We start from the raw sequence: 24,276 nt of genomic DNA, 5'->3' as shown, positions 1-24,276 counted from the left end.
GATAGTTGTGCCGGATCCCGCCCAAGCCCGACGAATGGTTAGCGCCGAGCCCTGCCGCAGGCCATCAGAGGGAGGGTGGGGCGCTCGCCAGGTGGGCGGGCAAACGGCGCAATGTCCAGATAACCGTGAGCATCGCCGCGACCGCGCAGAGCGCAATGCCGATGATCATTGGCGCCGGCGTGTGGTCGGCAAAGACACCGACCAGTGTCATGGACACAGCGCCCGTGATCATCTGAATCGCGCCCAGCAAGGCAGAGGCCGAACCCGCCACCGCGCCGTGATCTTCCAGCGCCAGAACGCCGGCCGCCGGCAACAGCAAGCCAAGGAAGCCGAAGCCGATAAACAACAGGGTCATCATCAGGGCCAGGCTATCCACCCACAACGTGGTGAGCGCCAGCAGGAGCATGACCGCCGCCACCGCGGTGACCGACCCGCGAATCAACGGCACCAGGCCGAAGCGGGCACTCAGGCGCGCGGTCAGTTGGCTCATGGCGAAAAATGACGCTGCATTCAGGGCAAAACACAGGCTGAATTGCGTGGGCGTCAGGCCGAAATACTCGATGTACACAAAGGGTGCGCTGCCGATAAACACAAAGAAGGTAGCCAACCCGAAGCCGCTGACCACCGACAAACCGATAAACACTGGATCGCGCAGCAGTGTCCCGTAACTGCTGAAGGCGTTGCCCAGGGTCTTGCCCAGGCGACGCTCGGGCGGGTGGGTTTCGGGCAATTGCACCGCCGTCATGACCATGCACAACAAGGACACCACCGCCAGCACGGCAAACACTTCGCGCCAACTCCAGAGCGCAATCACCACGCTGCCGGCCAGCGGCGCGAGGATTGGCGAGACACTCATCACCAGCATCAGCAACGACATGAGGCGCGCTGCTTCATGACCGGTGTACAGGTCGCGCACGATGGCCCGTGGGATCACCATGCCGGCGCAGGCACCAAACGCTTGCAGCGCCCGAAAACCAATCAGCACTTCGATGGTCGGCGCCAGGGCGCAACCGATACTGCCAATGGCAAAAATCAGCAGGCCGGCATATATCGGTGGTTTACGGCCGAAGACATCGCTGATCGGCCCGTAAAACAGTTGGCACACACCTACAATCACGAAGAACACAGTGAGGCTCATCTGCACGGCGGCGGGCGAAGCGTGCAGGCTGGCACCCAGGGTTGGCAACGCGGGCAGGTAGATGTCGATGGCGAACGGGCCGACGGCGGTGATCAGGCCCAGCAGCAGGGCCAAATGGGCAATACTTCGAGACATGGGCAGTTCCGGGCGGAGCAAGGGACGGCCAGCTTAAGGGATCCGTGCAGATCCGCAAACTTAGGCTTCACTAACCAGCAACTGTTGCCGATAACGTTCATAGCGGTTGGGCTCCCAACCGGCGGTCCAGGTATGGGGATACCCGCATGACGATCAAATTACGCTTGATGCTGTTGATAGCGACCGGAATGCTCACTGCCCTGGTCATGAGCCTGGCCAGTTACCTGGGCAACGCGCGCATGGGCGAGGCGGTGCAGGCCAACGAAGTGAGCATGACGGTGCTGCGCAACCATATGGAAGCCGACATGATGCACGACGCCCTGCGCGCCGACGTGCTGTCGGCCATGCTGGTGGGCTTGGGGAAAAGCACCAGCACCAAGGCCGAGGTCACCAGTTCGCTCAAGGAGCATGCCGAGCACTTTCGCCAGGTACTGGGCGACAACCTCAAGCTGCCGTTGGATGAAGCTCTCAAAGCCAGCCTGGAAAAAATCAAACCCAGCCTGGATACCTACGTCAGTGCCGGTGAGCGCATCGTCGCGCTGGCCTTGGAAAATCCCGAAGCCGCTCGCGCAGAACTGGACAGTTTCAACACCGCGTTCAGCCACTTGGAAGACCAAATGGCGGCCCTGAGTGAACTGATCGAAACCGAGACCCAGCAGACCGGCGAGGGCACGCGTCAAACCATCAGCACTGCCAACTTCACCCTGGGCACGGTGTTGATTGCCAGCCTGTTGCTGTTGTTGGCTCAAGGCCGCTGGGTCATCCTGAGCATCATGGGGCCGCTGCAAACGGCTAGTCGCATCGCGGCGAGTATCGCCAGGGGCAACTTGAGCGAACCGATTGTCGAACCCAAGCGCAAGGATGAAGCCGGCACGCTGATTCTGAGCCTCGCCACTATGCAGCGAGACTTGCGCGGCATGATCGAAGTGGTGCGCAGCAACGCCCACGGCGTCAATGGCATGAGCGAACAATTGAGCCACGGCTGCCATGAAGTCGCCGGCAGCAGCCAGCAACAAAGCGCGGCCGCCAGCACCATGGCGGCAGCAGCCAGTGAAATGACGGCGAGCATCGAAGAAATCACCCGCCACGCCGGCCGCGCCCTGGACATGGCCAACCAGGCTGAAGCCTTGGCCAAGGATGGTGGCCGAGTCATTCACCAGGTGGTCAAGGACATGGATGGCATTGCCCGTTCGGCGCAGCAATCGGCCCAAGTGATCCGTACGCTGGACAAGGAGTCCGAGGCGATTTTCAGCATTATCCAAGTCATCAAAGGCATCGCCGACCAGACCAACCTGTTGGCCCTCAACGCCGCGATTGAAGCGGCGCGTGCAGGTGAACAAGGCCGGGGTTTTGCCGTGGTCGCCGATGAAGTGCGCAGCCTGGCGGGCCGCACCAGTGCCTCGACCCAGGAAATTGCCAGCATGGTCGCACGTATCCAGCAAAACACCCGGGAGGCGGTGACCAGCATGGAGGAGGGCGTCACACAAGTGGACAAAGGCATGGCAGTGACGGCGGAAGTCGAACGGGCAATCCGCGAGATTCTGCAGGCCACGTTGAACACCACAGAGTTGGTGAATGACATTTCGCGCACTATTGGCGAGCAGAGCCTGGCCAGTAATGAGATTTCGCATCAGGTGGAAATGATCGCCGGCATGTCGGAAAACAACAGCCGCGTGATTGGGCAAACGGCGTCGACCACGGATGAACTGTCCAGTCTGGCGGGTAAATTGTCGCAATCGGTAGACCGTTTTCAGCTTTGACGTGGGCAGGGCCGGAACGCTGTTTATATAACTCAACTAAATAGATATTTAGTTGAGTTATATCATTATTGAATAACTGAGGCGGCGTCCGGCTAGGGGGCTTTCTGGGCGGCCTCACCAAAAACAACGCGCATATGGACGAAATAACCGACGATTCCCAGTGTTTTTCGTCGTCACGCACGATCACTTTCTCTTGGACGGTGGTCGTGGCAAACGTCGAGGCGAACTCGATCACTGCGTCATTTTCGGCGGGTGCGCCCGGCATCTGATCGATAAAGCCGATGGCGTTGCTGTTGCAGCGTGCCGGGATCGTTTGCAGTGACCTTGGGCGTATTGTTGTTGAAGCTGATATCGCAGCCACTGAGCAAGCAATGCGAGCGAGAACACCAAGACTGCAAGCAGCTTCATGCAAAATCTCCAAGGCACTGATCGACATCCGTTGCGACGAGCAAAGATGACACTTGAAGGAATGCCATCAGGCCGGTGAAAAAGGCTGGCGTGGTGCGTGAATTCTTCAGCCCTACGCCTGGCAGTCAGACACATATAGTTACGCATAATGTATATTATGTTAAATTATGTTTCTATATTGCGTGCTCCACTGATAGCCGCCTCCACCAACCAATAGTCACGTTTTCAGAAACCCAGAGCTTCAACCCTATCAGAGCATTAGCTCCCAATCCTCATCCTAGATATCAAGCCTGGTTTCGCAAAGCCCGAGCTTACCATCGTCATGCTTGTTCACGTCGTGTAAGCGAACCTCCTCGCACATCTCCCAGCTGCCAGCATTTGAATCATCCGCAGAATGGGCTAAACCTTGGTGACGGCCTCACACGCCTAGCCACTCACTTTAGCTTATCGAGGGTTGCATGGCTGAACCGGCTGTCCCATGCCCAATCTTTCCGCCATACCATCTCTGGGATCCGTATACGGAGTGTTTCCCTGAAAGCCGTTACGCCTTGGCTTATCTGAAAGGTTTCGGCGCCGACTGCGAGCCTTTCTCTATGATTCGCCTTGGCTCCTGGTATTTACGCGCCATCGCGCCTTCCTGGAATAATCCCCAGAAGGACTTCAATGTTGCGACTCATCATCTTGAGTCCATGCTCAACTGGAGCTTCCTCCAGGGCATATCTTTGCGTGATTGGACTGACGAGCAGTTTATCGAGTATCTCCGCTTCAGACTCCATCCGCCGGCGAACTGGATCGGTGCAAAGGCCTGTCCACGCTTTGTCGAAAATTCGTTATTGCCCTTCAGCGAATGGGAGCCAAATCAGAGATGGCGGCCGTACCAGCTCAAGCTGGACAGCATCAAGGGCGTCACTCAGGCCAGTGTCCTGCATATAATTCGGCGAAATTATAATTGGGCAGCTGGCTTCTTCCATTTTTGCAATGCTCACTCATGGACGTGCGCGCCAAAGGGCAAAAGTTTCACTGTAGTGGAAGTCGCCGCCTCGATAACGTCGGTCTTGGGTAAAGACGCCCTCAGCGATCATGAAATGCAGTGGGTTTTTAACCGTGTGTCTGAAGCTGGGCTCAAGGGGCTAAACCCACGGGAAGTCCTGATGTACATGGCTTTCGCGAGGTATACGAAGATTTCAATTGATGAGGTAACTGAGACTCCTCAAGCGCCTGGTTGTCTTGCTTACTTTGTCAAGAATGGGCTTGGCCGCTGGGAATGGCGTAGGCCTGGCTCTTCATCCCCGAGCGTGGAGCTTTGCCCGAAATTTGGCCATTATTTTGAGGATTATCTGCTTTATCTAGGCATTGACGCTTCTGAACCGCTACCTCAGCATCCTTTATTTCCGCAGCGAAGAAGACGCTCCGCTGGATTGTCCGCCTTAAGTTTGGCCAAGCATCTCGCTGGGTTCAGGACGTTCCTCGGGGATGCAGCAAACCAGAGTCCTGACCCTCTGATTTCGAGGAACGAACCCAAATTCAGGAGAATTAATTTGACTATGATCAGGCGTAATTCCACTCTTTAACTGAATATTGATCTTCGTATGGACAGGACGTTTGCCCTCGGATGGACGCAGTTGTCACCCGATTTTGATCGGGTTTTGATCGCTACCCGCGTCACCTGAACATTAATCCCTCCACCCTCTCCAGGCAAGAAAGTGAGCCTTTAACCTCCAATACGACAGGGATCGGCTGTTCGATACCACCGATCTGGCACGTATCTGAACGAGCCATGGCATCATTACACCTTTAGGAAAAGAGGCCTCCCCGTAACCGTCCGAGCAACACATCTTCCTGATGCCATCGGTTAAGGCGATGGTGTCCACCTAAATTTAAGTGGACACCATTTTTAGCCTTTTTAAGCGGACGCCCATGCCACAAGAACGCCGTTCCTATTCCAAGTCCTTCAAGGCCCAGGTCATTACTGAGTGCGCCCATCCTGACACTTCAATTGCCAATGTCGCCTTGACCCACAACCTCAATGCAAACCTCGTCCATAAATGGATTCGGGTGCATGCGCAGAAAAACCTGGCACTGCAAACTGCCTTCATCCCGGTCAAGACTTCGCCGCCGGTGCCGATGCATCAGGCCCTTCCTGCCACGATCCGAATCGAAGTGCCGCATCCAAAAGGTGTAGTCGTGGTGAGTTGGCCAGCAGAAAATGCAGCGGCGTGTTCTGCTTTCCTACGAGACCTGCTGCGATGATCCGCGTCGATTCCATCTGGCTCGCCACCGAGCCCATGGACATGCGCGCCGGCACTGAAACCGCGCTCGCACGAGTCGTGGCGGTGTTCGGTGCGGCGAAGCCGCACTGTGCCTATCTGTTCGCCAACCGCCGCGCCAATCGAATGAAAGTGCTGGTGCATGACGGCGTGGGGATTTGGCTTGCCGCCCGGCGTTTGAATCAAGGACGCTTCTTCTGGCCGGGTGTGCGACACGGCTCCGAAGTTGAGTTGGATGCCGAGCAACTTCAGGCCCTGGTGCTCGGTTTACCTTGGCAGCGCGTCGGTGCAGGCGGAATCATCTCGATGCTTTAACATCTGCCATGGCGTGCTTGCCAGCGCAATTGGCCCATCAGTCTATCGTCGCCATCAGCCCTCTCTGGCAAAATCGGCGGCATGACTTTGCATCCAAATCTCGATCAATTAAACCCTGAACAACTGCGTGCCCTGGCGGCGCAGTTGATCCAGCGCGTCGAGACAATGGACAAGCAAATCACTCATCACAAGTCGGTCAACGAGAAACTGGCCCACGAGATCGCGCTGCTCAAACGCTTCAAGTTTGCCAAGCGCAGCGAGCAGTTGAGCCCGGATCAAGCCAGCCTGCTCGACGACTTGATCGATACGGATATCGCCGCTATCGAAGCCGAACTTGAGGCGCTGCAACCGGCACCTGTCGAAGCCAAAGTGCGCCAGCAACCCAAGCGCGCACCGCTGCCACCGCAGTTTCCTCGCACACTGATCCATCACGAACCGGACAACAGCCACTGCCAGTGCGGCTGCGCCCTCAAGCGCATCGGCGAAGACGCCAGCGAAAAGCTCGACTACACGCCCGGCGTATTCACCGTCGAGCGTCACATCCGTGGAAAGTGGGCCTGCGAGCAGTGTGAAACGCTAATCCAGGCGCCGGTACCGGCGCACGTCATCGACAAAGGCGTCCCGACCGCAGGCCTGCTGGCCCACATCATGGTGGCCAAGTTCGCCGACCATCTGCCGCTGTATCGCCAAGAGAAAATCTTCGGCCGCGCCGGGCTGCCCATCGCCCGTTCGACACTGGCGCAGTGGGTGGGTCAAACCGGCGTACAACTGCAACCGCTCGTGGAAGCACTGCGCGAGGCAGTGCTGGCCCAGCGAGTCGTCCATGCCGATGAAACACCCGTGCAGATGCTGGCACCGGGTGAAAAGAAAACGCACCGAGCGTATGTCTGGGCCTACTGCACGACACCATTCTCGGCACTGAAGGCGGTAGTCTACGACTTCAGCCCGAGCCGTGCTGGCGAACATGCGCGCAACTTCCTGGGCACTTGGAACGGCAAGCTGGTCTGCGATGGCTTCGCAGGCTACAAGGCCGGCTTCGAAGGGGGCATCACCGAAATCGGCTGCATGGCCCATGCTCGCCGCAAGTTCTTCGACCTGCATGTGGCGAACAAAAGCCAACTGGCCGAACAGGCGCTGCACTCGATCGGCGGCCTATACGAGGTTGAACGAAAGGCCAAAGAGATGAGCGATGAAGATCGCTGGCGATTACGTCAAGAAATGGCGATTCCTATCGCGGAGAAGTTGCATGAGTGGATGCTGGCTCAGCGCGAACTTGTGCCCGAGGGCTCGGCCACAGCCAAGGCTCTGGATTACAGCCTGAAACGCTGGGTAGCGCTGACGCGCTACCTCAATGATGGTGCTGTGCCCATCGACAACAATCGGGTCGAAAATACGATCCGGCCTTGGGCCCTTGGCCGTTCGAATTGGCTCTTCGCCGGATCACTGCGCAGCGGTAAACGAGCGGCGGCAATTATGAGCTTGATTCAATCGGCACGCATGAATGGGCATGATCCGTTCGCGTATCTCAAGGATGTACTGACGCGGTTGCCGACACAGAGGGCCAGTGCAATTGACCAATTACTACCGCATCAATGGGCACAGGGCTCCTAACACGCTATGAGCTACATTCAGTCCGACGCGTCTGAATCTAATGGTGTCGATGGAGGTATTTGCCATGCGGGTTTTTTGTCATCCTGACTGTCGAAAATACGCCGCGCCTTGCGGAAATCCTCAACGTTCTCGACAACCCAAGTCCAGATAGGTGACATGCGGATCAACAGTCCCATACCCAGCGGCGTCAGCTCATACTCGACACGTGGCGGAATCTCACCGAACTCCCGCCGAACCACTAGCCCATCCCGCTCCATGGAGCGTAGCGTCTTGGTTAACATCCGCTGAGTCACCCCAGTCATCTGCCTTTTTATTTCGGCATGGCGCATCGTGCCGTAAACCCCCAGGGCATGCAGAATACCTAACGACCAGCGGCTACCTGCGTGAGCAAGCACTTCTCGTCTGACGCCATCATCGTCTTCTCTAAGCGTTCGGCAAATTGTTTCTGCCTGGCTGAGAGCCTCCTGATCGGTCATTTCATTCTCTGGTATCACAGGTGTGCCTTCTTACGAACGTTGCCTAATCGTGCAAGCATTTGTTCATCTTACAGGCAACAGGTCTCAGGAGAAATCATGACCGAAGTGACCCAGCTTTCCCCCCAATCCATTCTCGTTCTAGGCGCCGGTGAGCTTGGGCTGCCGGTTCTGCGCAATCTTGCGCGAGTAGCAAAGCGCGCGCCCGGCTCCACAATCAGCGTCCTGCTCAGGGATTCGACCATCAACACTCAGGTGCCCGAGAAAAAGGTCGAAATCGATGAGCTTCGAGATCTTGGCATCCAGATGGTGGCCGCAGATCTCGTGAATAATTCAATCGATCAGTTGGCTGAAGTGTTCGCACGGTTCGATACCGTAATAGGCTGCGCAGGCATGGTTGCAGGCCGGGAAACCCCGATGAAGCTGGCTACAGCAGCTCTCAAGTCCGGTGTGAAGCGCTACTTTCCTTGGCAGTTTGGTGTCGACTTCGAGGTAATCGGTCGGGGCAGTCCTCAAGATCTGTTCGATGCTCAGCTTGATGTACGCGAATTGCTTCGCGCCCAGGATAAAACTGAATGGGTAATCATCTCGACGGGTATGTTCACCAGCTTTCTATTCGAGCCAGTATTCGAGGTGGTTGACTTCGAAAACGATACCGTGAACGCGCTAGGCAGTCTTGAGACCAGCGTGACGCTCACGACTCCAGAAGACATTGGTGCGTTGACAGCGGAAATTGTTTTCTTCGAACCTCGCTTCCGCGATCAGATTGTGTACCTCTCGGGAGATACAGTGACGTACGGAGAGGTTGCGAGCCTCCTCGAACGTGTACTGGGTCGCCCGTTCAAACGTAACGTGTGGACTGTTCCGTACTTGCTCCAAGAATTGGAGAGAGACCCAACGCATCACATCAAGAAGTACCGCGCTGTGTTCGCCCAGGGCAGAGGCGTGGCCTGGCCTAAAGCAGGCACTTTCAACGCGCAGCAGTCGACTCAAGTCACGACCGCTGAGGAGTGGGCCCGTGCAAATCTGGCAACCTCATCAGCATAAGGGCAGTAGCTGAACGAACGTTCTCGCGCTCGGAGTTGACCTGCTAAAAAGCTCCTCAGTCTGATAATGGGCGCTGATAACCGAAGCTAAGGCGCGGAGAATGGGTCTGGTAATCCAAGACGACCGAATCTTTATCTTATCCGCACCATCTGCCGAGGTCTGAGGCGTCCCACTTCACTATCTATTGAGTTTTCTAAGCGCGAATTCCGAACCACGGTGACTTAACCAAGCGCTTACTAAAGCCTTGCAAATGAGCGTGGTTTTGAGGAGCACGGGGGAGAATGGTGTGGTCAAGGTGTGTCTGCCGGACGCTTACGCCTCCCCTCCCCCATCACCGCTTATCGTTGATGACGTAAGTCACTGGTAGGGCTGGCTCCTGCAATACCTCGGAGAGTTCCTAGCGCGATAACGCAGGTCGTACTACCGCTTGGATGGTATCCCCTCCCTACCCAGTCAAAGCACTACCAATTTGCCTCGCCCAAACAGAGCTCCTCCACCCGACGGGGCTAAGGCCTTGCCTAAGATAGTGATTTCGCAGCACGACGAAATGTTCGGTACAATTTCGCCTCCACATGAGAGAGACTGAAAGGAATCATGGCTGAGTCGCTATCAGATGTTTGGGTCGATGCTGATTCGTTCGAGGCACGCTGGGATATTCAGGGCGACCACGTTGGTAAGGGCGGGCAAGGCATTGGGTTCCGTGCCATTAGGCGTTCCGACCGAAGAGAGGCATTCATAAAGGTTTTCGACAGTAATCACGGTGAGCGACGCGCCAGGAGCTTTGTTGAAGCCAGTGCGTATGAAGCGCTTACAGGGGCGGACGTCCCCCAGCTCATCGAGTCAAACGCGCACATGCACGAAGACAAGGATGTCCGACTCTACATCGCCACCGAATTCATTGAAGGCCCTACCCTTAGACGATGGCGGGACAAGGTCAGGAAAGTCAGCCTTACCGACGCTGTAGACATCACACTTCATCTGCTCGAAACCGTGGTTAGGATCCACGATAAGGGTATCCTGCATCGTGACATAAAGCCCGACAACATCATGATGAGTCAGGGCATGCGCCCAGTCTTAGTTGACTTCGGAATTGCATTCAATCGAATGCAGATATTAAAAAAGGTCTTGACCAGCGATGGCAATCGGCTCGGGAACCAGTTTCTATCGTTACCGGAGCTATTTGGCGCTAGCCGGAACAAACGGAATATAGTTTCTGACCTAACGACTGTCTCAGGGATCTTTCTCTACCTGCTTACTGGAGCTAACCCAATACAGCTCAGAGATGGAGAAGGTTATCTTCCCCACCAGCGAGAGAATATTCGCTCAAAACTAAAAAAAGCGGGATTGGATAAGGTGTACCCTTTTTTTGACCGAGCCTTCCAGGCAGACACCCCTGCTCGATTTCAGACAGCCGGTGAGGTCAGACTCCAGCTGTTGAAAATTCGGAATCAAATTTCGGAGCCGGAGGCGATCGGTGACCTGAGTGAACTGCAGAGCATTTTGGAGAATCCACTATTTCAGATTAAGGGCCAAACTTCGTCGCGGCTGCGAATGGCGTTGAATTGGGCAATGGGATGTTATCAGACAGCGCATACCCACACCTATGGCAATCTCAAAGCGCAGCAAGTCGATATTAGCGATAGAGGCAGCCCCGGGTATATCCGTATTCGCTGGGATCTTCACGGAGACTACCGCGCTTGCACCCATTTATGGGTAGAGATTGTCGGCAGTGAGATTATCTGGCACAACGTAACAGGAGAGGTGTTTCGGGCACCTATCAATAGTGAGCTAGATCAGTCTGCCCAAGACCAATTCACTAGTAATGCAGTCCTGCCTGACATAGTACGCATAGTAAAAACAGATCCAAAGGAGCTGCCGGAGGAGTTTCCCGGACGATTCGTCTTGCGCAACCGGTTGGCGTTTTCGCTTGATGAGGCCTGCGAAAAATCAGAGAGTTATGGCGTGCCTGTCTTGGTGATCGCCTATCACGACTCCAAAACAGAGAGCGATCGCAGTCACCTACTGCATCGCATCCTCGATGACAGCCATATTCAAGAGATCATTCTTAAAAGCTTCGTGGTGCTCATCGTAAGGCGCTCTGAGATCACTTTAAGGACAGAGATCCCTGAGAGCGTCGACCTCCATGCGGTTCTCAACAAGGGCCACTGGACACATATACGCCACCTTGCTGCCAATAGAGAAGCGGCGAAAATGGATCTCACCGCCCTGCAAAAGGAATTCAGCTAGCGATCCTGATTCGCATGCTTCTATTTTGATAGCATCAGGGCCGCACGGGCCGTGCGTAGACAGGAATGACAGTGCCCGATCCTTTAGGAAACCAGATCCTATGACGGAACACCAAGACCAACCAAAGCTCTTTTTGTCATACAGTTGGAGCACTCCAGAGCACGAAGCATGGGTGGTGGAGTTGGCTGAAGAACTCGCCGCGGCAGGCATCCATGTGATTCTGGATAAATGGGATTTGAGAGAGGGCCAGGAAGCTTCGGCGTTCATGGAGCAGATGCTGTCCGATCCCTCCGTGACGAAAGTAGCGCTGCTTTGTGATCGGGTCTATGCCGAGAAAGCAAACGGGCGCGTCGGCGGCGTTGGCACCGAAGCCCAGATCATTTCAGCTGGTATTTATAATAACGCGAGCAACACCAAATTTGTAGCGGTGGTTCGTGAAAGGGATGAGCACGGTCACGCCTATCTGCCAACCTACTACACTTCACGCATCTACATTGATCTGTCCGAGTCAGCTCGGTACGCCAGTGAATTTGACAGGCTCATCCGTTGGGCTCATGACCAGCCATTGCACGTACGACCGCCTACAGGCAAAAAGCCAGCCTACCTCGAACGGGAGAATCGGGCAATCACGCTAGTAACTAGTGCAGAACTACGCCGTGCTATTGATGCTATAAAAACCGATCGTTCGTTTGCCGAACCTGCCCTCAATGACTACCTCACTGTACTCTCGGAGGGTATTGAACAATTTCGTATTAAGCCCCAGTCTGATATTCCTTTTGATGACCAGGTTGCGAGCAGCATCGAGGATTTTTTGCCCTACCGCAATGAAGCTATAGAGCTATTTTCTACGGTCGCCAGGTACCGCGATACCGCTGAAGCACGCAGGCACATCCATCGCTTCTTCGAGAAGCTGTTGCCTTACCAGGAACGCCCTCATCATATCACGCAATACCAAGATACAGACTTCGATAACTTTCGCTTCATCGTGCATGAGCTGTTCCTTTACGCGGTAGCGACGCTGTTGAAAGAGGAGAAGTTCGAATTTGCCAACGAGCTAATAGGAAGCCCTTTCTACCTACCGGGTCGATCCGAGTACGGACGAGATGTTACAGTGACGTTCGGTGCTTTCCGGACTTATGCAGAAATATTTGAACGTCGCAATAACCGTTTGAAACTCGGACGATCATCCTTGAGGGCATTTCTGCTGGAGCAACGGAGCCATTCAAGCGGATACAATATGCGGGAGCTGATGCAGGCTGATTTTGTATTATTCTTGAGGGATCGCGTGCAGCGGCCTAGTGAGTCGTTCCCTTGGTATCCAGAGACGCTCGTTTGCGCTGGACGGCACTCGGGGCCATTCGAGCTGTTCGCCAGATCCAAATCCAAGCGCTATTTTAAACACTTGAAACTCGTCCTTGGGATCGACAATAAAGCCGCACTCGGTGAGCTGCTCAGCGGAATGGAGTCGGGTAACGCAAGCCTGCCCCGTTGGGATTACCAGACATTGAGCCCGCGCCCCTTATCTGGATTTGAACAGCTCGATACCACGGCTTAGACCGAGCCTGTTCCTCACAGACTCAAAAGCCCCGATCTAGGGCATCGGGGCACCGATCGTTTGGAAAGCTGGCTACGCGATGCTTTACCATCCTGGGAAAGGTGGGCCTTGAACCCTAGCACAGTGTAGAACTCTCCCCTTCGACATCCCTGAAATGGCGGTCAAGTACGGCATCCTCGACTGCCGTACCACACCGTCATGGCTCAGGTGATAAGATGGCCAGCATCTCATTTGCGCGAACCAGGTATGGCACGGCCTCCACGGACTAAGGCAGCAAAAGCTCCCGCTTCTAAATCGAAAAGCCCGCAGAAACAGGTCGCAAGCCCTATTTCTACGGGTGCGCGAGGCGTTGCGTTCGAACATCGTGTCCAGGCAGTGCGCCTACTTGCTATGTGCCTTGGCGATCACTGTGCAGGGTTGCGTGAGGGCTTTGTCATCGAGAGCCTGATGTTCCAAGGCAGGACGTTCGGCCATAACACCGACGACCTTGTGATCCAGGCTGTATCTCCTAGCTCCGGCCAGAAAGCAACCATCAGAATGCAGATGAAGCGGTCGCCTCGGGCGATCGCCAGTAACGAAGCTTTCAAAGAGTCCGTGGGTCTTGCCTGGCTCGACTTCATAGCTTCGGCATTCCAACGAGGCGTCGACGACAACCTGATCGTTTATCACGTAGCAAGCTCGTCGCACATGGAAAGCGCTGTCGAGGTTGTGAGGCTTGCGCTTGGCTCGCTGTCACACGACACCTGGTACACCCGCGTTCATGCCGAAGGAAGTAATGAACGAAACAGGGCTGCGTACGCGGCTATTAGAGCTGCTGCAGAGCACTACAACGAAGCGCCTGTCGCGGACGAAGATTTGCGGCAGTTTGCGCTCCACCTCAAGTTTTTCCCCCATGATCTGGATTCAGATCGTAGCCACGACGTTGGATTGCAGAAGCAACTGATCCAGCACACGTTGCCCCATAAGGACAGTGGCGCTGTGTGGGCGAGGCTGGTCGGTGTTTGTGCTGAGCTGAATGGCAGTGGCGCAGAAGTCGACCTGACCTCACTCCACTTGCACTTGGAAGGACTAGCTCAAGATTTTCACAGGGCGCGGCTCATGCGTGAAGCCATCAAAGACCTGAGCTTGGGCACTGTAGTTGTTAGCCAAGAGCGGCACACTCAGCTTGCCCCTCTAGCGGAATACCTAGCGCCTCTTCTTTTAGGCAGCCGCCCTGCCACGAGCAGCTTTCTCGCGGATGAGCTTCCGCCAGCGAACCCGACATCAGATAACACCCTCGCCTCTCGCCAGCTCGATCGCATCAGTCAACTGCATAACGACCACCGTTACCGCGATGCGCTGGCTCAGCTGGAGGTGCTCGAAGACGGTCTTGACACATACGATGCGCACCAACAGGCCCGATGGTATTTCCTCCGTGGGATGTGTTCCTGGCATTTGGCTGATGACGTTAAAGCCGCGGCAGACCTCGAAATGGCTGCCAGCCTTTACCAGGACGATGAGCGTATTGCGGCAGGCTTTGTCCGGGCGTGGATGCTCAAGAATGACGTACAGACTGCGATCCAGGTTGGACAGGAGGCCATCGCGCGCTTCCCGGATTCGTACTCAGTCTGGGTGGCGCTGACCAATGCGAGGCTCTTAAACAGAGAGCAACTGACGGCAGAAGAAATACCTGAGGCATTCCGTGACAAGTCGGGAGCTTGGCAGCTGCTGGCCAGCTCAATGGCTGGGGCCGGGGATGATGAGGGCGCGGTGGGTGCCATCCGGACGGCAATGGAGCAGTCAGACAGCTCAATTTTCATACTGGAAAATTATCTCCGGTTTGTCCTTCGATTGGCCACTGCCAACCCCTTTCACGTGAACACGCGATCGCAGCCACAAGATCGGCGTGCGCTGATCCTCGACGCCATGTCGAAGTTCGATGACCGCGAGGGTGTGTTATGGGCTGAGCAGAGTCCTAGGACAAAAACCGAAATTGTCTTTCACCTGGCTTACGCGCATCTTTTGTTGAGTGAGCCAGCTGAAGCGTTGAGCATGATCGAAGCTGGCAGGCAGCGTGGCGTTCCCGAGGACGAATTAACGGTTAGGGTGGAGTTGGAGGCGCTCTGCGATCTCCAGCGTCACAGCGATGCTGTTGCCTGCTGCGCTGATCGAATCGAACAGCTCTCTGATGAAGCGCGTGTGATTTTTGGGCAGGCGTGCCTGATTGCCAACAATCCGGAAATGCTTGCCGCGGCTTACAGCGCTCAGCTCAGTCAGCCTGATACGGATGTCTCTCTGCGAGCGACTCGTATGCTGAGGCATATGCACTGGGAGCTGCTGTTACGCGAAGGTCAGTACGAGGCCGTGCGGAATGAGCTCGCCCAACTGGGTATCACGCCGCAAAACAGCAGTATTTGTGATGGTGTGTTTGCTGCCCGGGCGTATGTGGGCAACGAGGAGATGCGTCAGGCCTTCGGAGATCGGGTTGCTGAGCTCGCACCGCAGAGCATTGACCTACTGGATCTATCCATGGCATCGCAATGGATGCTTCATGTGCGGCGTTACGGTGACGCCATTGCGATGCTTGAACGCCTCCTGCCAAGAGACTCGTTCAGTCCCCTGCATGTTGATTTACTGCACTGCTACGCGCTCAGTGGCCAAAGATCCAAAGTTCGAGACCTATTGGAATCACTTCCGGGGGAATGGCGACACTCAGCAGACGCCCGCCAAGTGGCACTGGCTGTTTACGGCGAGGCCTGTGACTGGCCAAGAATGCGTGAGATGGCTGAGTTGCTCGTCGCTGAAAGTCCTGGTGAGGCCGCAGGCTGGTTACTGCTCATTCAAGTTCTGGCGAACGAAAGCCATGGTCGAATGGATGAAGCTCTTGTCAGGTTACCTGCCCAGCTGAACGGCTCCGCTCAAGAACAGTTAAAGCTGGCCAACGCAGAGCTCAGTAGAGGTCTGCAGGAACGTGGCCTTGACCGTATCTACCGTGCCATGCGGTTGAATGGCGAGGACGTTGAAGCAGCAGCTGGCCACATCTCTCTCATGTTCCTAGCATCGAAGGAAATTGAGGGCGTTCATGCCCTTCCCTCTGCGGTGGAGGAAGGCACCTCTGTCGAGCTTGAAGACAGCACCGGCAGGACTGGATATGTCTCAATCGATTTCGCCGCTGAGCCGCCACTGGCACCTGCAGGTGAATTCGTTGCCGCGGACTCGTCACGGGCCGCCCGGCTGCTCGGTTTGAAAGTGGGTGATACCACAACCGTCAACAGTGTGGTCGGTGAACAGACGCTCACGGTGAAACGTATCATCACCCTCCATCGACGCCTGATCGACCTTTCCTACGAGCGCGTTTCCAATTCGGTCGTCCCGAGCAAGACAGTCGTGGCGATGAGTATTCCAACCCGGGATGACGGCGAGATCGATACGACTTTCTTCGTCGATCAGCTAGAGCAAAAGAAATCTCAGAGCCTCAATACCATCAGCCTGTACGGTCAGCATCACGCCACCATAGGCCTGCTCGCGCGCCTGCTGGGTACGGACGTCATTGAACTGGTGAGGGGGTGGCCTGATGAAGGGGCGCTTCTCCAAGTTTCGACGGGGTTAGGCCCCCACGATGTCTTTCCGACTGACACATCCCACGATCAGGCATGGCTCATTGACCTGTCTATGCTGGTGGAGCTTGCAACCCTGGGGTTGCTCGATGTCCTGGAGCTTTTCCCTCGTTTGTACGTGACAGCTGCCACCAAGCAGCTGTTGGACGTAAAGTTAGAGAAATCGGCCCACTATCGAAAGAGCGGTACGCTCTTTTCCCACGATGGCCAACTTGGCATGCAGGAGCTTACTGAAGCCGCTTGGCGCAAGGATCGGGAGTATCTCGAATCGATCGAGACGGCTATCGAAGCGTTCTGTCAGGTGGTGCCGGCATACGGGCCGCCCGAGGCTTGCGAGCAACTGCAGATGCTTGAGGGCATCCTGAGCGATGAAGACCATGCAGTCCTGCTCGCTTGCCAAGAGTATGGTGCAGGTCTTTTGTCGATTGATGCGCGGTTACGCGATCTTGCCGGCATGCTGGGGATCGTTGGCGCGTCCACTCAAGTGTTGCTGAGGGAAGCCCAACGGGCAGATGGGTTATCGCAGGAGGAGTATTCCCGAGCCGTAATTCGACTCGTCATGGCCAGGCGTAGCTTTGTTTCGGTTCGGGCGGTGGATCTCATCGTCATGATGAATCAGGGTGAGACGTTTGCGAATTTTGGCATCAACCGCCTGCGTAGCTACTTGGCTGAAGAGCACCTTGCATTCGACACTGCTGTACCCGTACTCATAGATTTTGTGTGCGGGATGTACATGCAAAAACGCTGCAACCTAGGTGTGATGCTCCAATTGATGGAGTTCTGCTTTGAGCCGTTGTTCAGGCACCCTCACTGCCCAGATGGCTTCTGCCAGTTGGCCCTTGAGCATGTCTTCCTAAAATTCCACGGATATAGAATCAGCCCCGCAGCTCGTCGGGCCATTGAGCAAAGTTTACAATCGGCTGAACAGCGAGCCGAGCGTCCCTGCAAGCTGGTGACGCTGAGGGCGGAGATCACTTACTCCTTCGCAGTGCCATTCTGGTCAGTAGCAGCCCCGTCCATGTTGACTGCTACCCAGGCAGAGGCCGGAAGTGAAGTGCCTGCATTGGGCTCGGGCGAACAGAAAACTGGAGAGCGTGGTGCATGATCTGCTCCCGGGGTTATTGCCGTAGACCTCAGTTGTTGCTGAGTTTCACCCAAAAAAGCCGTTCCATATTGACGCTTCAGCCGGGAACGGTTCTGCAGGGTTGGATAAGGTCATGTGGTGAGTAACGGAGTACTTGGTTGTCAGTTTTTGACACTAAGCTTAGTAGCCTACGAGGTCGGTTAACGCTGGCTGCCAGGCAGGTGCGCCCTACTCCAATATTTCCTCAATAGCGGTACAACGAGAACGTCTGATGAAAAGCGAGCGAAGCACGAATGGGGCTCCACCGGCTTGCAGCGAGCTGAAACTCCAGGATTTGGCCGGCCGCGAATGCAGTGACCGACCATGCTCAAACCAAAACATACTCTACTGATGCCGTTCGATGTCCCAAGGCGCTGTCGCGTTTTCGCTTGAGACGGAATATTCACATACGACTGTCTGGAAGTTTTCTGGAATAGGAACCGAGCGCAGGTAAGGCACTATTCTCCACTCGAAACCTGCAAACTCGTCTAGGATCGGGGCAATTAGAGCCAAGCGCTTGTCGGCATCCAAAAACACCATGTCTGTCTTGGAACTGTCTATATTTGCACAGGGAGAGTGTGCATTGAAATCTACGGAGTGAGCGACTCTGTAAATTATTTGATGTCTCACACCCTCTTTGTCAATCTTGTAATGCGAAAACCAAGCAATGATCATAAATGCCAGCCCTGTCACGACTTGGCAGGCTATGAGCATAGCCCTTTTATCAAGATGAAGTCCTTCCATGGACGAACAACCAGCCAGGAGAAAGCACACCACTCCTGAGATAAAGAAAAACCAAAACAGGGAGTTGATCATGTGCAACAAGGTGGCTGCTATCAAGGTCATCGGAAAAGCGTTGGCTTCCATGTGAAATATGGTGTTGATGTCCACTGATGCCTTTGTCCTAGCGACGTAGCCTAGGCATGCCACAAAGAAGGCCCACAACAACAAGCTTGATTTTAGATTCATGATGCGATGCATCAAGGTGACTTCCACCAAACCCAAGAACACATAAATTGAGCCAAGCAAGGCACCACACATAAATATGGCAAATTTTTCGGGCTCAGGATCATCGCCGCTAGTATATGAAGTCGCGATGACAAACATAATGATAACTACCAGGCTCGCGCCGAATAGAGCCTGAATGGCGGAATCTTTAGCTTGTTTTTCATCAAGAAACTTGGCGTGGGAAATGCTCAATGTTATCTAGCCTTACTCAAATCGTGGAGGATAATAGTTACGATAGTAGGATCGGCGGATCCTGGAAGTAGCGAATTCAGTCTAGCCCGGTTTCCAAGGTAAGATTGGGTTAGCCTAGTCGGTTGCATTTAGAAGAATTGTTTTCCGAACAGTGTCATTCCTGACCACATAGCCATGAACCATCAGGACGTTAAGGCAGCGTCGCGGTACATCTTGATGTCACAGGAGCACTGCGCTGCGCCAAGCGATCGTCATTCCGGTGTGAAAATGGGTGTAACAATGGGGCGCGGCCCTTGCTATTAAGTCTTGATCCGCTTACTCACCGAAGCCAACCTGCGCTTAACGCCAATTTTTGGATTCAAAGTCAGCGCTTCCTCATAGACCTGGACTGCTTCGGGGTTCTGGCCCAGGAGCTCGTGGGCAAGCCCCTGGATTTTGAGCGCTGTGGGTTTCCAGGCAGGGTTTTCATCGGCGCCGAGCGAGCGGGCATGCTGCACCGCGGTCAGGACTTCCTGGATGCGCTCGTCTGTCAGGTCGACCTCCCCCAAGATCTTTTCCGCGGCGAGGATGATGCGGTCGTAATAGGAGGAATTGAGGTTGGCATCGCCAAGCTGATCAGCATCCATGAATTCGCCATGAACGTTGTACCGGAAGCTCCCTATGTCCTTGAACAGCGCCATGAGTTCCCCGGTACCCTCGTCCACTTCGTAGCTGTCAGGCCATCCGGCCTTAGGCGTGACGCTGTACATTTCGATCCGATTGACCAGGTCAAACAAGAACACCTTGTTGCCATGATCGGTTGGGCTGTTGGCGGTTGCGAAGAATGCGTATTTCCCGTGCCTGGAAATACCACTGGTGAAAATATTTGCCGTCAGCTCTTTAGCTAAGATCACAGAACCGCTGGGATCGAAAACGCTGAACGTCCCAGACAGGGTGCTACCAAAATGCCAATCTTCCAGGCAAAACACGCCGGTGTCACACACGTGGCCATTGTTTGGCCTAGGCATACTCCCATGACAGGCAACGGTACCGCTGCTCGCATCTGCAAGCACGTAGGCCCCTAAACCGGATTCTCTGTGACCTCCCCGACCCGCTGACGGATCGGAGTCTCTCCAGGCGATCGCCCACTTCTTGGACTTAGACAGTTGATAGACGCCTGAGAAACTGAGCGAATCGACTCTGAGGAAATGCTTGTCACGTTGGATCTGAGGGATAGCTTGGAGATCTGGCTGAGCGACCTGGGATTGAGCCTGAGCGGGCTGGTGCTTTGCTGCGGTATTGGATTTGACGGCCTTGGGCCTGTTGAACAGCCAGCTGAAAATGCCCATCTCCTACTCCTTTGGAAATTTGAGCGTGCTGGGATGCGGACGCACATTCCGAATAGTGTACCCGATGCTCAGCGGCTAGCCACACACGACCACTGCGGGAGCTTAGGGCCTAGAGCCATAAGGCTCGCTCACTCTCCAGACGTCTCACTCAGCGCCTGCTGCAATTGCTCAGCAAGCAGAGGCTGAAAAAGCTCAGACTCCGCTATTTGCCACCAAACGTTTGTACCCTCCTCCTCGGTGACAGCCAGCAGGTCGTGGGCCAGAAAAACCTCAAATCCCGCCCGGGCGACCTTGTTCTCGGCGCTGAGTTTATAAATCCCCGCTTGAGCGAGCAGCTTCTTGACGATTAGGGGCAGCAACCAGGCGGAAAAAATGAGGTGATTATGGCGGGGCCAGATACTCCCTTTTTCACCATTTGCGGGGCCATGAGCTGCGGCGTTACGAGCGGCACAGAAATCGTGAACCCAAGCGTCGACTGGGCGATTGACGTGTTTGTCCCAGTGCTCGCGCCACCGCGATTCGTCTAGGCTCCCTTTATGCCAAATGGGCGGGTTCGGTAGCTCATCGAAGTGTTCGTTAATAGCCCTGCGGAAGGCGGCTTTGTCATGTGGGACGTTGAGTAACGTGTCTATGGCAATCCTCATCAGGATCAGCTCAGATCGCTCATCCATGGATGTGGCATCGGTGTTTGCTCTGAGGAAGGAAACCACCGCCTCGTCGATGCGTTCCTTAAGCTCCCCATTAGGTAGCTTGAGTAATGCTTCGAGCAGTGGCGTGTCGAGCGAGATCTGCGTGCGATTGTCGACGTGGTAAGGCCGAATGAACTTGAGCCCCCCACTCCCCGCCAACATGTTTTGTGTTCCACCGTCACGCCGGCGCGTGGTCATACAGGAATGACCCGGTGAGGCGACATCGAACCGCTGCGCCACGACTTGGAGAGTGTCGGCGTTGTAGTACCCGAACATTGAACATAGCGAGCGGGCTGCCATGGCAGAGAATGCGAGGTAGGAGCTCTCTAGCAATCGCTGTTGGATCTGAGCGTCTGAAACCTCCAGTCCAGGTGTGTCATCATCCCAGATGATGAGTGCCGCCTGATGTATCGGTTGAGAGGGGTGAGATCCGAATCCCCGGTCGCCGTAATTGCCAAGGACACCGTCGAAAGCTATTTGCGGGATGCCCAAGACCTCACCAGGCAAACGGCCCCTTTCGTACGGGATCAGGCGCATATCTGCGATCCCCAGCTCTTCGGCAGCAGCCACCCAGGGTAGAAAGAACACTACTGCCATAGTTGCGCCTCTTAATTTTTCACACGTTGAATGATCTTAGCCCGCCGATCGGTGCTCAACGGGGCTGGTAACTGTGGAAGCAGTGAGCGCCTCAGGATCAATGTTGCGGGTCGTCCTGCTCGATGAGCGATGCTCGTGCATGAGCCATCCAATTAATGCTGACATGGCAACCTTTTGACTACGCGGTTGTAGGCGCTGAATGTTTTCAAGGCAGCTAAGATAGTCAGCTTCTCATCGCGGTGATTACCCATGGACGATTTCGCCCGTCGTTTTGCTGAGCAGGGTTATGAACCCCATGCAGACGACCGCTCTCACCTTCTGAAGGCATTGAATGAACAGCTTCGCAACCCAGGCGACTCTCCTCGTCTTCTACGCTTCTATGACTCATTGATCGATGCTGCAGATGACGGCGCCGATGAAGGTATCTTGCGGCGTGCGACGGAGCTAGTGGAATTAGTGGCTTCGCGCATGGAGCCGGAGAACGGATGCCTCGTTTTCTACTCATGTTCCAATGCATGGGCCGCGCTGAGGAAGCTGGAGGTGCAGTCATGGGAGGACGATACCCTTGACCACCCTGCTCTGCTCAAACAGCTTTATTTCTTGCGCGCATCTATACAGCACACAGGTTTTAAAGAGCTGTCACCAATCCTTCGCTCCAGAATCCACTGCAACTTAGGCAATGCGCTCAAGGTGTGTGGACGATGGATCGAGGCGCTTGGGGAATGGCGCAAGGCCTTGGAGGATAATCCGATCCTGGGTATGGCCCTGGGCAACCTTGGCCTTGGCTTGGCTCAATATGGCAAGGCGCTATACGACCCTGGTCATACGTATTGGCTCCTTGTACATGCACGGCGCAATCTGGGGTTAGCCATCGCGGGTGGAGTGGGCCGTGATGGCGCTACCTATCCTGAAGCGATAGAGTTTTTCAAATGGCATCACGCCAGGCTAGCCGAATCCGTCGACGACGATGATGATGCAGAGCTGTTAGAGCACAGCCTCGGTTCCTCGAAGGAGGAGCGGCATTACCGGCGATGGTGCCTTGAGGAAGAGTTATTCCTCAATCCCATGAACGACCTGGGAGCGTTTCCCGCCGCCGCTCAAGACGTACTGACGTTACCCGATCATGACGCCGACGCTGGAATCACGTACCTAGGCTTTTACAACCAGCTGAAGCAGGAGTACGGGTTCGCCCGTCATTGTCTTTACCTAGGAGAACACGCCAAACCCGGTCATGTAGCAGACAGGGGCATGGCACTTGCCTTCAATTGCGACTACGCGCTCTATGGCATGGGTCTGGAGCAGATCAAGACTGCCTATCGCAGCGCCTATTCGTTGCTGGATAAGGTTGCCTACTTTATCAATGCCTATTGGAAGCTGGGCATACCCGAAAAGGCGGTAGGCTTTCGGACTGTATGGTTCAAATCGGACAAAAATGGTCGTCTACTCCAGCCGCGGGTTGTGCGTGATGAATTCATGTTCACCCGGAATCTTCCGCTTCGCGCGCTCTATTGGGTATCCCAAGACATCTACTCCAAGGAGCTGAAGGATGTAGCTCGACCTGATGCTCAGGCGCTTGATGAATTGAGAAACCACCTTGAGCACAAGTACGCCAAAATCGTGGATTCTTGCCATTGGATTGGCGAGTCCTCAGAACTCTGGACTGATCACTTGGCATTTGTGCTCGACAGGGATGACCTCGCCGCGAAGAGCCTGTTGATGCTGAAGCTGTCCAGGGCTGCGCTGATCTATCTGTGCCTGGCAATGCACTTTGAGGAATCGCAGCATAAGCCTGACGGCCCGGTTGGCCATTTACCAGTTGAAGACTACCCGGACGACCTCAAAACCTGAGACCGGCGCCCATACGATGAAGAACCGTCTTGAGCCGCTCGCGGCCACACCAGAAAACCTAGCGAGCGGCACACCAGCTGAAGGGTTCAGCAAGCCTACAATGAGCTTTACCGCAGCCCAAAGCCCATCCGCGCCAGCTCACCCAGAAGCTCCTCACGCCTATGCAGACTCGAAACATTCCGCAGTCTGCTGACCACTTGTTCCGACCAGCCCGAGGCCTTCATGCCTTCACGCTGATAGAACGCACCCAGGCGCGCATCGTATTCCGAGAGGACGCCCTCCTCGCCGGCGATCGCATAGGTTTCATGATGCAGTACGGCTTGCTGCGGCAGCCGCGGCTTTACCTTTGCAGGACGGTCAGGTGATGGATAGCCGACGCACAGGCCGAAGACGGGATAGACCTGTGGCGGCAGCCCCAACTCTTTGGCGACACCTTCGATGTCATTACGGATGCCGCCGATGTATACGCTGCCAAGCCCCAACGACTCCAGAGCAACCACAGCGTTCTGAGCTGCCAAAGCTGCGTCGATCGTGCCGAGCAGCAAGCTTTCCAGGTACGGCAGCGCCTCCAGCTCTACCCCTGCCTGCTCCGCGATGCGCGAGACCCGAGACAGGTCTGCAAGCCATACTAGGAACAGTGGGGCTTGATGGATATAGGCCTGATTGCCGGCCAGGTCTGACAGTCGCTTCTTACGATCGACATCTTGAACGGCGACGACACTCCAGACCTGGAGATTGGAAGATGTCGATGCGGACTGGGCGGCTGCGACCAGTGTCTCGATCGTGCCTTCGGGCAGAGGTTGATCAGTGAATGCCCGGACGCTCCGGTGATCCAGCAGTTGCTCAATGACCTCATTCCATTGCGTTACCGGCGGAATGTCAGGGGCGCCGTACCGGGCGTTGAGCTTGGACTGGGCATTGGCTGTCATGAGTAGGCTC

At 55.3% G+C, this 24,276-nt stretch carries 16 protein-coding genes and 1 pseudogene; 11 read left to right on the top strand and 6 right to left on the bottom strand.

The window, feature by feature from the left end:
- Positions 1-64: 64 nt before the first annotated feature.
- On the bottom strand, positions 65-1,273 hold the full coding sequence (locus AB3G88_RS13035) for a multidrug effflux MFS transporter (protein ID WP_480454270.1): 1,209 nt from the start codon (positions 1,271-1,273) through the stop codon (positions 65-67).
- Positions 1,274-1,419: 146 nt separating this feature from the next.
- On the opposite strand from AB3G88_RS13035, the pseudogene AB3G88_RS13030 reads away from it, so the two are divergent.
- From AB3G88_RS13030 to tnpC, 6 genes and pseudogenes are all read left to right on the top strand, one after another.
- Positions 1,420-2,175 (top strand): annotated as a pseudogene (locus tag AB3G88_RS13030) (MCP four helix bundle domain-containing protein); the annotation flags it as partial.
- Positions 2,170-3,033, top strand: a complete 864-nt coding sequence (locus AB3G88_RS13025; protein ID WP_371926549.1) for a methyl-accepting chemotaxis protein — start codon at positions 2,170-2,172, stop codon at positions 3,031-3,033. The pseudogene AB3G88_RS13030 and the gene AB3G88_RS13025, both read left to right, overlap by 6 nt.
- An 866-nt stretch (positions 3,034-3,899) precedes the next feature.
- Entirely contained in the window at positions 3,900-5,012 is a 1,113-nt protein-coding gene (locus tag AB3G88_RS13020; protein ID WP_480454268.1) for a hypothetical protein, read from the top strand.
- A 346-nt stretch (positions 5,013-5,358) separates the two neighbouring features.
- Positions 5,359-5,691 carry an IS66-like element accessory protein TnpA gene (gene tnpA / locus AB3G88_RS13015; RefSeq protein ID WP_003173944.1) on the top strand — a complete coding sequence of 111 codons (333 nt, stop codon included), beginning with the start codon at positions 5,359-5,361 and terminating at the stop codon, positions 5,689-5,691.
- Positions 5,688-6,023: an IS66 family insertion sequence element accessory protein TnpB gene (gene tnpB, locus AB3G88_RS13010; RefSeq protein WP_003177794.1), complete on the top strand. Its 336-nt coding sequence runs from the start codon at positions 5,688-5,690 to the stop codon at positions 6,021-6,023. Before tnpA ends, tnpB begins: the two co-directional genes overlap by 4 nt.
- A gap of 81 nt (positions 6,024-6,104) precedes the next feature.
- A complete protein-coding gene (gene tnpC / locus AB3G88_RS13005; protein WP_042944682.1) occupies positions 6,105-7,634 on the top strand; it encodes an IS66 family transposase in 1,530 nt (509 codons plus the stop codon).
- A gap of 17 nt (positions 7,635-7,651) precedes the next feature.
- On the opposite strand, the gene AB3G88_RS13000 is transcribed toward tnpC, so the two are convergent.
- Positions 7,652-8,110: a winged helix-turn-helix transcriptional regulator gene (locus tag AB3G88_RS13000; protein WP_003429427.1), complete on the bottom strand. Its 459-nt coding sequence runs from the start codon at positions 8,108-8,110 to the stop codon at positions 7,652-7,654.
- 96 nt (positions 8,111-8,206) lie between these two features.
- Between AB3G88_RS13000 and AB3G88_RS12995 the strand changes: the two genes are divergently transcribed.
- From AB3G88_RS12995 to AB3G88_RS12980, 4 genes are all read left to right on the top strand, one after another.
- The gene (locus AB3G88_RS12995) at positions 8,207-9,154 is read left to right on the top strand and encodes an aromatic alcohol reductase (protein ID WP_003173940.1); all 948 of its coding nucleotides are present in this window, start codon (positions 8,207-8,209) and stop codon (positions 9,152-9,154) included.
- A gap of 594 nt (positions 9,155-9,748) precedes the next feature.
- A complete protein-coding gene (locus AB3G88_RS12990) occupies positions 9,749-11,401 on the top strand; it encodes a serine/threonine protein kinase (protein ID WP_480454266.1) in 1,653 nt (550 codons plus the stop codon).
- A 100-nt stretch (positions 11,402-11,501) separates the two neighbouring features.
- Entirely contained in the window at positions 11,502-12,956 is a 1,455-nt protein-coding gene (locus AB3G88_RS12985) for an SEFIR domain-containing protein (protein WP_480454265.1), read from the top strand.
- Positions 12,957-13,403: 447 nt separating this feature from the next.
- Positions 13,404-17,657 carry a tetratricopeptide repeat protein gene (locus AB3G88_RS12980; RefSeq protein WP_480454264.1) on the top strand — a complete coding sequence of 1,418 codons (4,254 nt, stop codon included), beginning with the start codon at positions 13,404-13,406 and terminating at the stop codon, positions 17,655-17,657.
- Between the two features lie 363 nt (positions 17,658-18,020).
- Here AB3G88_RS12980 and AB3G88_RS12975 read toward each other — a convergent pair whose 3' ends face one another.
- The 3 genes from AB3G88_RS12975 to AB3G88_RS12965 form a co-directional block, all read right to left on the bottom strand.
- Positions 18,021-18,875, bottom strand: coding sequence for a hypothetical protein (locus AB3G88_RS12975; RefSeq protein WP_458285772.1), 855 nt, complete (start codon positions 18,873-18,875; stop codon positions 18,021-18,023).
- 299 nt (positions 18,876-19,174) lie between these two features.
- A complete protein-coding gene (locus AB3G88_RS12970) occupies positions 19,175-20,203 on the bottom strand; it encodes a tetratricopeptide repeat protein (protein WP_480454263.1) in 1,029 nt (342 codons plus the stop codon).
- 128 nt (positions 20,204-20,331) lie between these two features.
- The gene (locus AB3G88_RS12965) at positions 20,332-21,489 is read right to left on the bottom strand and encodes a hypothetical protein (RefSeq protein WP_480454262.1); all 1,158 of its coding nucleotides are present in this window, start codon (positions 21,487-21,489) and stop codon (positions 20,332-20,334) included.
- A 249-nt stretch (positions 21,490-21,738) separates the two neighbouring features.
- Here AB3G88_RS12965 and AB3G88_RS12960 point away from each other — a divergent pair, with 249 nt between their 5' ends.
- Positions 21,739-23,337, top strand: coding sequence for an LA2681 family HEPN domain-containing protein (locus AB3G88_RS12960; protein WP_480454260.1), 1,599 nt, complete (start codon positions 21,739-21,741; stop codon positions 23,335-23,337).
- Between the two features lie 107 nt (positions 23,338-23,444).
- Here AB3G88_RS12960 and AB3G88_RS12955 read toward each other — a convergent pair whose 3' ends face one another.
- Positions 23,445-24,266, bottom strand: coding sequence for an NADPH-dependent oxidoreductase (locus AB3G88_RS12955; protein WP_480454259.1), 822 nt, complete (start codon positions 24,264-24,266; stop codon positions 23,445-23,447).
- Between the last annotated feature and the right edge of the window lie 10 nt (positions 24,267-24,276).

The organism is Pseudomonas arvensis (assembly GCF_056688935.1).
The sequence above is the reverse complement of the archived record's forward strand: the minus strand, read 5'-3'. Positions and strand labels throughout refer to the sequence as shown.

Bases quoted from the DNA above. Each gene is read 5' to 3' on its own strand.
- AB3G88_RS12985 (WP_480454265.1), top strand. From the start codon at position 11,502: ATGACGGAACACCAAGACCAACCAAAGCTCTTTTTGTCATACAGTTGG.
- AB3G88_RS12970 (WP_480454263.1), bottom strand. From the start codon at position 20,203: ATGGGCATTTTCAGCTGGCTGTTCAACAGGCCCAAGGCCGTCAAATCC.
- AB3G88_RS12995 (WP_003173940.1), top strand. From the start codon at position 8,207: ATGACCGAAGTGACCCAGCTTTCCCCCCAATCCATTCTCGTTCTAGGC.
- AB3G88_RS12980 (WP_480454264.1), top strand. From the start codon at position 13,404: ATGTTCCAAGGCAGGACGTTCGGCCATAACACCGACGACCTTGTGATC.
- AB3G88_RS12965 (WP_480454262.1), bottom strand. From the start codon at position 21,489: ATGGCAGTAGTGTTCTTTCTACCCTGGGTGGCTGCTGCCGAAGAGCTG.
- AB3G88_RS13035 (WP_480454270.1), bottom strand. From the start codon at position 1,273: ATGTCTCGAAGTATTGCCCATTTGGCCCTGCTGCTGGGCCTGATCACC.
- tnpB (WP_003177794.1), top strand. From the start codon at position 5,688: ATGATCCGCGTCGATTCCATCTGGCTCGCCACCGAGCCCATGGACATG.
- tnpC (WP_042944682.1), top strand. From the start codon at position 6,105: ATGACTTTGCATCCAAATCTCGATCAATTAAACCCTGAACAACTGCGT.
- AB3G88_RS12960 (WP_480454260.1), top strand. From the start codon at position 21,739: ATGGACGATTTCGCCCGTCGTTTTGCTGAGCAGGGTTATGAACCCCAT.
- tnpA (WP_003173944.1), top strand. From the start codon at position 5,359: ATGCCACAAGAACGCCGTTCCTATTCCAAGTCCTTCAAGGCCCAGGTC.
- AB3G88_RS12990 (WP_480454266.1), top strand. From the start codon at position 9,749: ATGGCTGAGTCGCTATCAGATGTTTGGGTCGATGCTGATTCGTTCGAG.
- AB3G88_RS13000 (WP_003429427.1), bottom strand. From the start codon at position 8,110: ATGACCGATCAGGAGGCTCTCAGCCAGGCAGAAACAATTTGCCGAACG.
- AB3G88_RS12955 (WP_480454259.1), bottom strand. From the start codon at position 24,266: ATGACAGCCAATGCCCAGTCCAAGCTCAACGCCCGGTACGGCGCCCCT.
- AB3G88_RS13025 (WP_371926549.1), top strand. From the start codon at position 2,170: ATGCAGCGAGACTTGCGCGGCATGATCGAAGTGGTGCGCAGCAACGCC.
- AB3G88_RS13020 (WP_480454268.1), top strand. From the start codon at position 3,900: ATGGCTGAACCGGCTGTCCCATGCCCAATCTTTCCGCCATACCATCTC.